Consider the following 9,280-nt stretch of genomic DNA (forward strand, 5'->3'; position numbering starts at 1 on the left):
CCCATCGTGAAGATGCTCTAGCGCGCCTTCCCTGAAGGTCAGTCGATAGCGAGCAGGGTCGGGCGAAAGGTCGACGCGCGCGCCCTGCCCGGCCTTCCGCACGCATTGAAGGTCACGCCGCGCGCTCCCCGCCCATCAGAGGCCGCGCGACCATAGCAGGGTCTGATGGGCAGGTTGGACCGCGCCGTGCGCTTCTGCGGGAAGAGCGCCGAACGCGTTAGCCACCGTCCGATTTTATAAGGTGATCGCCAGGGAGGTACGTTCGTATCGAAAACGCCTCGCGCCGCTCACTCTTCTTCATAAGCGCAAAAACCAAGCCGGCATACGACAGAATTCCACAGCCGACCAACGCGAGCAAATAGACGATTTGCACACCACCGGACGCGGACTGCCCTATCGGCACCAGCCATTGCAGAGCGCCCAACACCGCAACCATAGCAATCGAGGCAATGACAGGAATCCTGACAGCTCCGACGATTTCGGTGACCCTGATCGATGTCGCGCGAGCAAACATCGTTAACTGGAATATCTGAGCGACATATTCATGAGCGACAAATGCGACCGCGAACCAGATTATTCCATATTGCGCAGCAGGTATGCAAAAAAGCAGCGTCAGGACTATCTGTACGATGGCGCGCCAGAGGATGACCTTCGGATGTCCCTTCACCGTCAGCGCGGCGTCCCCAAAGGAATTTAGAACAAACGCTGGAGCCATGAACGCCAGCACCCACGCGACCGGAATGCTCTGCTCCCACTGGCGACCGTACAGCAAGGGGATCAGCACGCCGGCCACGGCACCACCGCCCGTTATCGCGGGAAACGCCAACAGACTTCCGGCGGACAGCATCTTAAGGTAATTGCGCTTAACGGCAGCCTCGTCGTCGCGTAACTTGGAGAGTACCGGCAGGCTTACCGTCGACACAGGAATGATCGCCCCTTGAACGATGACTTCGATCGTCTTCCAGGACGTACGATAGATGCCGACCTGATAAAGCCCGATCATCCGCCCGATGATGACATCCTGCAACCGGTTCAAGACGATGAACAAAAGCTGAGAGCCTGCGACCCCCAGTCCCAAGCCATATTGTTCACGAAGGACGCGAAAAGAAAACTGAAACGTTGGCCTCCAGGAAAAAGAGTACCAGGCCACCAGCGTGCCGATGATCTCCACGCTGAGACGCTGGACAACCAGCGCCCAGATGCCCCATCCCTGCCAGGCGGCCGCAATTGCGAGCGCACCACCCACCAATCCCCCCAGCAGGGACCGCACGGCTAACGCCTTGTGGCCAAATTCGAGAAGATTCCGCGCCATATGGGTCGCGCCTGCGGCGGAAACCGGAACCACGAACGCAAGCGCGAAGATGAGCGGTGCGGCTTCGGCGCTGCCGAGCGCGATCGCCACGTATCTGGCACTCGACGCCATTGCGGCAGCATATAGTATGGAAATCGCCGTGTTCGTCCAGAATATCGTATCGGCGACTTGGGCGGTAACGACCGGCACACGATACAAGCTGCTCACCAGGCCGCCCTGGGCAATAACTTTGCCAACTTCGGCGGTGATCATCGCCACGATGAAGATGCCGAACTGCGCCGGGCTTAGAAAGCGAGCTAGGACAGCGAAAACGATGAAGTTGAAGATCTGGTCGCCGCCCACCCTTGCAACGGACCAGATTACCGATGTGATCGCCTTGGCGCGTAAGCTCTTCTGCGGTGCAGGCACCGCTTCCACCACCGGAGCGTCGCCTATCATATCTTCGCAATCGCCTGACGTCGCTTCCAATAGCGATACAAGGCAACGCCCATCATCAGTCTCAGTCGAAAGTAGCCGCTCGAAAACAGGCACGCAGGCGTCATGTTGAATATAGCACGGACGATGTCGGGCATTTGCCGGGTTGCCTGTTCCGGATTTACCGACTGGTTACGGCGAAAGACACGCAAGTCACGATACACATCCACCAGACGCCGGGGCGGCAAATTGCCGCCGGAACGCTGTATTGCGTCCAATTCCGCCCTTACGGCAGCGGCCTCTTGCTCCTCGACATTACGGATGGAAATGGCGCCTTCGTGACGCCGATAATAGAGCATGTCGATGGGAGGATTGTCGATCGAACCCAGCTCGCCTAGCCGAAGAAACAAGTCATAGTCTTCCGCATGCTTGAAGCCATCGCGATACCCGCCGGCTTTCACAACCGCGTCGCGCCGCACCATGATGAGCGGGTGCATCGATACGGCTACCCTGGGCGGAAATACCGACAAGTCCGTGGAAGCGTGGCGCCCGCCGGTGGTCCGGATGCTTTCCGGTGTCGGAACCAGGTCGTCAACCGCGTACCCCCCCACGCAGACACAGGCGGGGTGCGTGTCCAGCCAGGCGACCTGATCGGCAAGACGGTTGGGGAAGGAAACGTCGTCCGCGTCCATTCGGGCGATATATTCGCCGCGGCACGCTTCAAGCCCCGTATTCAGCGCCGAGACGATGCCGCCATTGGCCTTTCCCACCAATCGCACACGGGTGTCGGCAGCGACGAACGTACGAATTATATCCGCAGATTCGTCGGTGGACCCATCGTCGACGACGACGAGCTCAAAATCCGGATAGGTTTGATTGATAATGGATTCGAGAGCCTGCCCGATATATGCGGCTCCATTATAACAGGGCAGCAGTACCGACACGCGGGGTTCGTTCGAGCCACGGTTGCTGGTCATACGTCCAATCCTGGGGAGCGAGAGGCGCAAGGGAGATTACGTTTTTCTGCCGCGATGATACCGCCAAAGCCCTTCTTTTCCAAGCAAACCTGTAAGCATGGAACAAAATAGCGCGTGATCATTTGCCGAACCTGGCCGCCTGCGCCTGACAGACCGGCGAATCACCTTTATTCCCGCAGTTTAACCAGAATGATCCAGATGCAGCGACGCAGGGCGATGCCCCTTTGCGTTTTGGGGAGGGGAACGCGGGGCCCCGGCCATGCGTGGCTACGTGCCATTTCGGAACAAAGACGCCGGACAGGGGCGCGAGAACAGGTTCTGATATGCGCGCCACCCCAGGTTGGCCGGGCCTCAACATCTGGGCGTGCCATGACGAGGAAGGCCATGGCGTCGTCTGTCCGAAGCTTGCGTCGACCGGTACGGATGGTGCCGCCGGGCAGGCGTCGGCCCTGCCGGCGCGATCCTATGCCAAGCCGGTGGGCGCCACCGACAGCGACGAGGCGGCACCATGGCCGTTCGACCGCCTGCGCCGCTGGTTCCGCGCTCCGGGCCGGATAGGCCGCGGGTTTCCTACCGCAGGTATCGTCCCAGTGAATATCGCAGTCCGCCGAGCGCGGGCATGCGCCTCTCCCGCCGTGACGCGAAGATGCGGACGCTTGTCATTCGCCCAGGTCGCCGCCAGTCTAGGGCATGACATCTTGGCGCAACGTGCTAGCTCTACCGTTGCTGGCAGTCGCCATAGCCGCCGCCGGAGGTCCGCCGCCCCCCGCTGCCAGCTTCGACCGGACGTTCACCTTATCCGGCGGACGAGTTATCGCCCTTCGCTGTAGCGGGCGAGGGAAATTCACCATCCTGCTTGAACCGGGCGATGGCGGCCGCCGGGATCATATGGCGGGGCTCTTCACGACGCTTTCGAAGCGCTATCTGGTCTGCGACTATGACCGCCGCAATATAGGACGCAGTTCTGCGGCGTCCGTGCCTCGAAAGGCAGCCGATTTCCGGGCCGATCTGTTCGACGCACTTGCACGGGCCGGCGTGAACGGCCCATACATCCTGTTCGGCACCTCGATGGGCGGCCTGCTGGTGCGATCCTATGCCGGTTCGCACGCGGTCGCAGGCTTTGTGACCAGCAACCAGCCTGGCACCGCCCGGGAATGGACGCGGTTTGCCGATCCCGTCATGTCGCCAGCGCAGCGCGCCGCGGACGCCGCATGGATGGCAGGCGAGAACAACGAGCACATCGACGTCCATGACGTAAGCCGCACGATCGACGACGCGCCACCGCCGCCCATGCCGCACGTCATCATGATCTCGACCGAGCGCTTCCAGTGCAAGGCGGCAGGGATATGCGGACGCCTGTATCGCGCATTTGTGGCAACATCGGAAATAGCGGCGCGCGCCGGGCGAAGAGGCCGCTTGCAAATTGTGGATGGCGATCACGACCTTTACGTCACCAACCTCAAAGAGGTCGTTTCAGCCATCGACTCGGTAGCCTCGGCCGCAGCGGCGCAGGCACGCCGCTAGAGCATTTCAAGTTGACCGCTTACGGTCAATGGCTCGGAAAATGCTGTAATCGACAATCTAGAGCGTCTTCGCCCAGGGTGAAAACGCTCTAGCGCGCGCAGGAGCGAAAGCCGCCGCCCGGCACCGCGTGCCTGGATGACAGGTTCGTCTCCAGAAGCTTCGCCCTCGCGTTCGGCGGCAGCCGACCGAGGCGCGGTGTCTCGCCGCTTGCACGCGTCACGCGGACCTGTGGCATGATCGGAGCGGCGGCTGCGCTTCTTGGCGGCACCGCGCTGCCGAAATCTCGCGCGCCAAAGGCGCGAGCCAGTTGGCATAAGGAGGAGGAAGAGGCCCAGTGCCGCGGTTTTACAAAGCTCTGTGGGATTTCCTGAAATCGGAAATTGGAGCGGGTGAAGGGAATCGAACCCTCGTCGTAAGCTTGGGAAGCTTCTGCTCTACCATTGAGCTACACCCGCGAAACAACGACTTAGCGCTGCTCTGATCGCTTTGGAGCCCCCCGGCATGCAATGCCGGTATAGCCCCGCGTTCGATCCACTGGCCGACTGCCACATCCCTGGCATGGTCGTCAACGTAGATCGTCCGGATCCGCCGCGCCTCGTCGGGTGACCGGCCTATGATGCCGGCGCCCCCTTGTCGATCCGATCGGACTCGGCCACCACCTCCATGGCGAGTGGATGTCCAGTCCATGCGGCGTCGCGACTGGCCCGTGCGCCCTGCATCGGTGGCATCCCGAGCAGGCCCGCCCTCCAATCGCCCCCCGCCAAAGCCGCTCGCCTGGTCCAGCCGGACATTGCGTGCCGCCAGATCCGGCACGCCGCCGCCCCAGCCGCGGCGAAAGGCGCGCGACGTTGGCCGCACGCCCCCGCCACGCGCCCCCTCGCCTCAGAAGCGGAGGCGGACGCCGCCCGACACGGTTTCCTGATGATCGTCGGTTCCGGTCTGCGAGGAGGCGGTCGCGAACAGCTCGATGCCGTGCGGCAGGCGATAGCTCACCCCGCCCGCTGCCGTGCCGACCACCCGCGCCCGCGTCGCGCTGAAGCCCTGCAGCGCCAATGCACCGCCCGCATAGCCGCCCAGCGCATCGGCGCGCAGCCCCTCGATCTGATAGCGCAGCCCGAACGACACGAACGGCCGGACGCCGCCGTCGATTCGTCCGCGCGGCCAAAGGAAAGCGCGCCGTCCGCAAAGCCTGCGACGTTGCGGTCGCGGCGGAGGTTCAGCGCGAACGGGCTCCCGCCCCGCTCCGCCAGCCCATCGCGAACGGTGCGGACGTAGCTGATGCCGACTTGCGGCCGAACCGCCCATCCGCCCTTCACGGCGAACGCACGCGCCAGCGATCCGTCCAGCACCCAGCTGTGCAGATCGTAGCGCCCGCTGGCGGTGCCGACCGGCAGCGTTCGGGTCGTGGTCGCGACCGTCGCGATGTAGGACACCGAACCGGCGAAGCTGAGGCCGCCGGCGGTCTTGGCACGCGCCTGCACGCCGACAACCGCGCCGTTGGCGCGGGTACGAGCACCGAGCGCATCCAGATACTGGTGGTCGTTCACATAGCCGCCGTACACGCCGACGCTCCATGTCGCGTGGCCCATGCCGACCCCGCCGAGCATCCCATAGGTCCGCGAATGTGCCGCGACGCCGCCGGTCTTCCCATCGTCGCTCAGCCGGTGCCACTGGCCCAGCGTCGCGCCGAAGGTAAAGGCGCGCGGGGTGTCGCCGCTCGCCGCGAAACCGGGGCCGCGCGTGGCAGTGACGAGCGCAAGCGCGTCGTCGACCTGCGTCTGCGCCGCCGCGGCATAGGGCTGCGGGGTCAGCCGGGCGAAGGCCTGGGCATTCGCCACGTCGTCGGCGGTCACCAGCGTGGCGAGTCCGTTGAACAGAGCGCTATCCGCAGGCTGCACCGCCAGCGTCGCATTGAGATAGGCGATGCTGCCACTCGTTTGTGGGGCAACGGTGCCGGGATCACGGAAGGCGCCGATCAGGTCGATCTCTCCGCCGCGCATCGCCACGATGCCCACCGGATCGCTCGGCTGCAGCACGGTGGTGAAGCTGCCGGTAATGCCCCCGGTCGCGCTGAAAAGCCGGGTGAAGCTGCCCTGCCGAAGGTTGCCGATCCGCACGAGTTGCAGGGTGGCCCCCGGCGCGATCGACAGCGTACCGTTCACCGCCAGCTGGTCCGAGGTCGCCGCGGAAAGTTCGAACAGCGCGGTAGACGTGCTGCCCAGCGCCGCGTTGCCGTTGACGGTCATCGTCCCCGGCGAGGCACCCGGGCTCAGCGTGCCCGCGACGGCGATATTGCCGTTGACGATGCCCGCCGAACCGAAGGTCGCTCCCTGCCCGACCGTGATCTGCGGCGCGGTGATCACCGATCCGGCCTGGCCGACCAGCCGGCCGCCGGTCATGTCGATCGCGCCGAACACCGCCGTGCCGCCGATCCGCGCGAAGCCGCCGGTCTGGGTGAAACGCTGGAAGTTGCGGATATCGCCGAACAGCGCGGGCGCGGCTTCGCTACCGCCGGAGACGGTGAAGCTGTTGGTGCCGGCACCGCCGTCGATTAGGCTGCTGACCGCCCCGCCACCGGTCTGGAGGAAGCTGTCGTTCCCGTCGCCCAGCGAAACGGCGCCGGTGATCGTGCCGGCGTTGATGACCGTATCGGCACCTGCGCCCAGCACGATATCGCCGATGATCGTGCCGGTGTTGGTCACGCGGTCGTCGGCCGTGTCGCCCCATACCGCGTAGGACATGGTCTTGCCCTTGGCGATGATCGTGCCGGCGTTGGTGAGGTTCAGCGCGCCGCTGTCGACCGTGACGGCGGCGGCGCGGTCCGCCTCCGCCGTGATCGTGCCGGAAGCGGCGTTGGTGATGGTGCCGGAGAGCCCCCCACCATCGACGACCAGCGCGATCGCGCTGCTCCGGCGAGATGCGGTGCCCTCGGCGGCGCTCGCCGCGATGACGCCGCTGTTGCTGATGGTATAGGTCGCAACCGTGTCGACGCTGCCCTGGTACGTCGGCGCGGTGATGCCATACAGGCCGGCGCCGATGGCAGTTCCAAAGGAAGAATCGGAAATCTGCGCGGTGATGGTCCCGCCATTGTCGATCCGCGCCGTTCCGGCAGCAATCGGACCGAGGCTCACCGCCAGCGCGGGAACCCAGGTGCTGCTGCTGAGCGTACCGCTGTTGGTGGCGCTTACCGCTACCGTCGTCGCCTTATCCGAGGGTGCCGCTGTGGCATCGATTCCGCCGCGCACCGTGCCGCTGTTGGTGAAGGACACGCTGCTGCCTGCCGTAAGCGAAACGGCGGGCTGATACCAAGATGCAGCGCCGGGGGCAGTGATCGTGCCGCTATTGGCGAACGAGAGCGCCTTGCCGTTGTAGAGAGACACGGTCGACGCATAGCCGCGCGACATCGCGATGGTGCCGCTGTTGGTGAAGCTGGCCAGCATCGCCGATACGCCGCCGTCGATCGAGCCGCTATTGCCGAAGCTGCCGACCGTGGCCGACACCCCGCCGCCGATCGTGCCGGCATTGGTGAGAGATGCAAGCACCTGATCCGACGGCAGCACCGCGCTCACGCCGGAATAATAGCCGAAGAGGTTGGAGATGCCGGTGGTCAGCGCACCGGTGACATTCGCCTGGTTCGCGATGCTTCCGTTGCCCACCACATAGAGGTTGCCGTTGGCAGTGCCCGTCGTGGTCACGACCGTGTCGGTGCCGCTCGCCTGAACCAGTAGGTCCTGGAAGTTGACGAGACCTGCCGTGCTCAGCGCGACGGTCCCACTGCCCTTGAGGACGCGGCCGTAGACATTCGTCCCCGCGCCGCCGTCGATCGTGCCGGAAACGCCGATCGTGTCGCCGGTCTGCAGCAGCAGGTCGTCAGCATCGCCGAAGCGCAGGTCGCCGGCGATCGAGCCGCCTGCCGCGACGAACGCGCTGCTGGAATAAGAGCGCGTGGACGCTCCCGGATAATAGGGGAAGGCATAGCCCATATCGACCGAGCCGATCACCGTACCCGCGTTGACGAAGGTACCGGAATAGAGCTGGACGGCGGTATCGCCGGACCCGCTGATCGTGCCCCCCGCCTGGTTGGTGATGGCTGCGCTCGTCGAACTGCCGGTACCGCCGATCGCGACGCCACCGCTGCTCGCGATCATGCCGCTGTTGACGATCTGCCCTCGGTTGTATGCGACCACGGCGATTCCGCCGACCGCGATGGTGCCGCTGTTGACCAGAGCATAGGAACCGGAGATCCCGGTGGCCTTGGCGCCGCCCGCCGTCTGGCGGATTGTGCCGCTGTTGACGATCTGCGTCGTGGCGTAGTTGGCGGAAACGCCGGTACCGCCGTCGAGCAGGATGGTGCCCGCATTGGTGACGCTGGCCCCGCCGATGACCGCAGCGGCGTTGGAAGAGCTGTTGTGATCGGTGACGGTAATCGTGCCGAGATTGGTGAAGCTGTCGCCGGACGCGAGGCTCACGCCAACCGACGGGGTGTAGCTGGTCGTGCCGGTTGCGCGCGAAACCGCGATCGTGCCGCGACTGGTGATCGACAGCGAAGCGATGGTGCCGCTGCTGGTCACGCCCGGATAGGTCAGCGCATTGGTCACCTGGATGGCCGAGCCGCTGCTGATCGCCATGTTGGCGTTCACGTCGACGGTGCCGCTGCCGGCAAGCTGCAGCGTATTGCCCTGGGTCTGCGCCGTCGGCGCGGTGATCGTCAGCGTGGCGCCGTTCGACAGCTGGTAGCCCACATTGCTGAATGGCCCGACATTGCCCGGGGTCAGCGTCGTGCTGGTATCCGCATTGATCGCATAGCGCAGGCTGGAATTGCTGTCGGCGGTCACCGTGCCGGTAATACCCGCAAAGGCGCCGGTGCCCTTGTTCACGATATCGGTGATCAGCGTAGCCCCGGCTAGCCGGAGGTTCCCGTTGAGTATGCCCCCCCCGTCTGATGGGATGGTGGTATGAAGAGGTTGCGGAAGGGAGCCCGTCCCCCCCGAGGGTCTGGAGCCCGATAGGGAGCAAGGGTCCCTTCCGCGTTGGTCACAACCCTGAACAGTTG

General features: G+C 64.5%; 4 protein-coding genes and 1 tRNA gene. 1 reads left to right on the top strand and 4 read right to left on the bottom strand.

Going from position 1 to position 9,280, the window contains the following annotated elements; all coding sequences use genetic code 11:
- Nucleotides 1–217: 217 nt before the first annotated feature.
- Nucleotides 218–1,732 (bottom strand): oligosaccharide flippase family protein, encoded by a 1,515-nt coding sequence (locus A7X12_RS19400; RefSeq protein WP_232318605.1) that lies wholly within the window; start codon nucleotides 1,730–1,732, stop codon nucleotides 218–220.
- Between the two features lie 14 nt (nucleotides 1,733–1,746).
- Nucleotides 1,747–2,703 carry a glycosyltransferase family 2 protein gene (locus A7X12_RS19405; protein ID WP_064313110.1) on the bottom strand — a complete coding sequence of 319 codons (957 nt, stop codon included), beginning with the start codon at nucleotides 2,701–2,703 and terminating at the stop codon, nucleotides 1,747–1,749.
- 690 nt (nucleotides 2,704–3,393) lie between these two features.
- On the opposite strand from A7X12_RS19405, the gene A7X12_RS19410 reads away from it, so the two are divergent.
- Nucleotides 3,394–4,227, top strand: coding sequence for an alpha/beta fold hydrolase (locus A7X12_RS19410; protein WP_157105658.1), 834 nt, complete (start codon nucleotides 3,394–3,396; stop codon nucleotides 4,225–4,227).
- A 381-nt stretch (nucleotides 4,228–4,608) separates the two neighbouring features.
- Here the strand turns inward: A7X12_RS19410 and A7X12_RS19415 are convergent.
- Both A7X12_RS19415 and A7X12_RS19420 read right to left on the bottom strand, forming a co-directional pair.
- Nucleotides 4,609–4,682: transfer RNA gene (locus tag A7X12_RS19415), tRNA-Gly, on the bottom strand.
- A 534-nt stretch (nucleotides 4,683–5,216) separates the two neighbouring features.
- Complete coding sequence (locus tag A7X12_RS19420; protein ID WP_064313112.1) at nucleotides 5,217–9,104, bottom strand: beta strand repeat-containing protein; 3,888 nt, start codon at nucleotides 9,102–9,104, stop codon at nucleotides 5,217–5,219.
- Between the last annotated feature and the right edge of the window lie 176 nt (nucleotides 9,105–9,280).

It is taken from the genome of Sphingomonas sp. TDK1, assembly GCF_001650735.1.
Lineage (GTDB): Bacteria > Pseudomonadota > Alphaproteobacteria > Sphingomonadales > Sphingomonadaceae > Sphingomonas.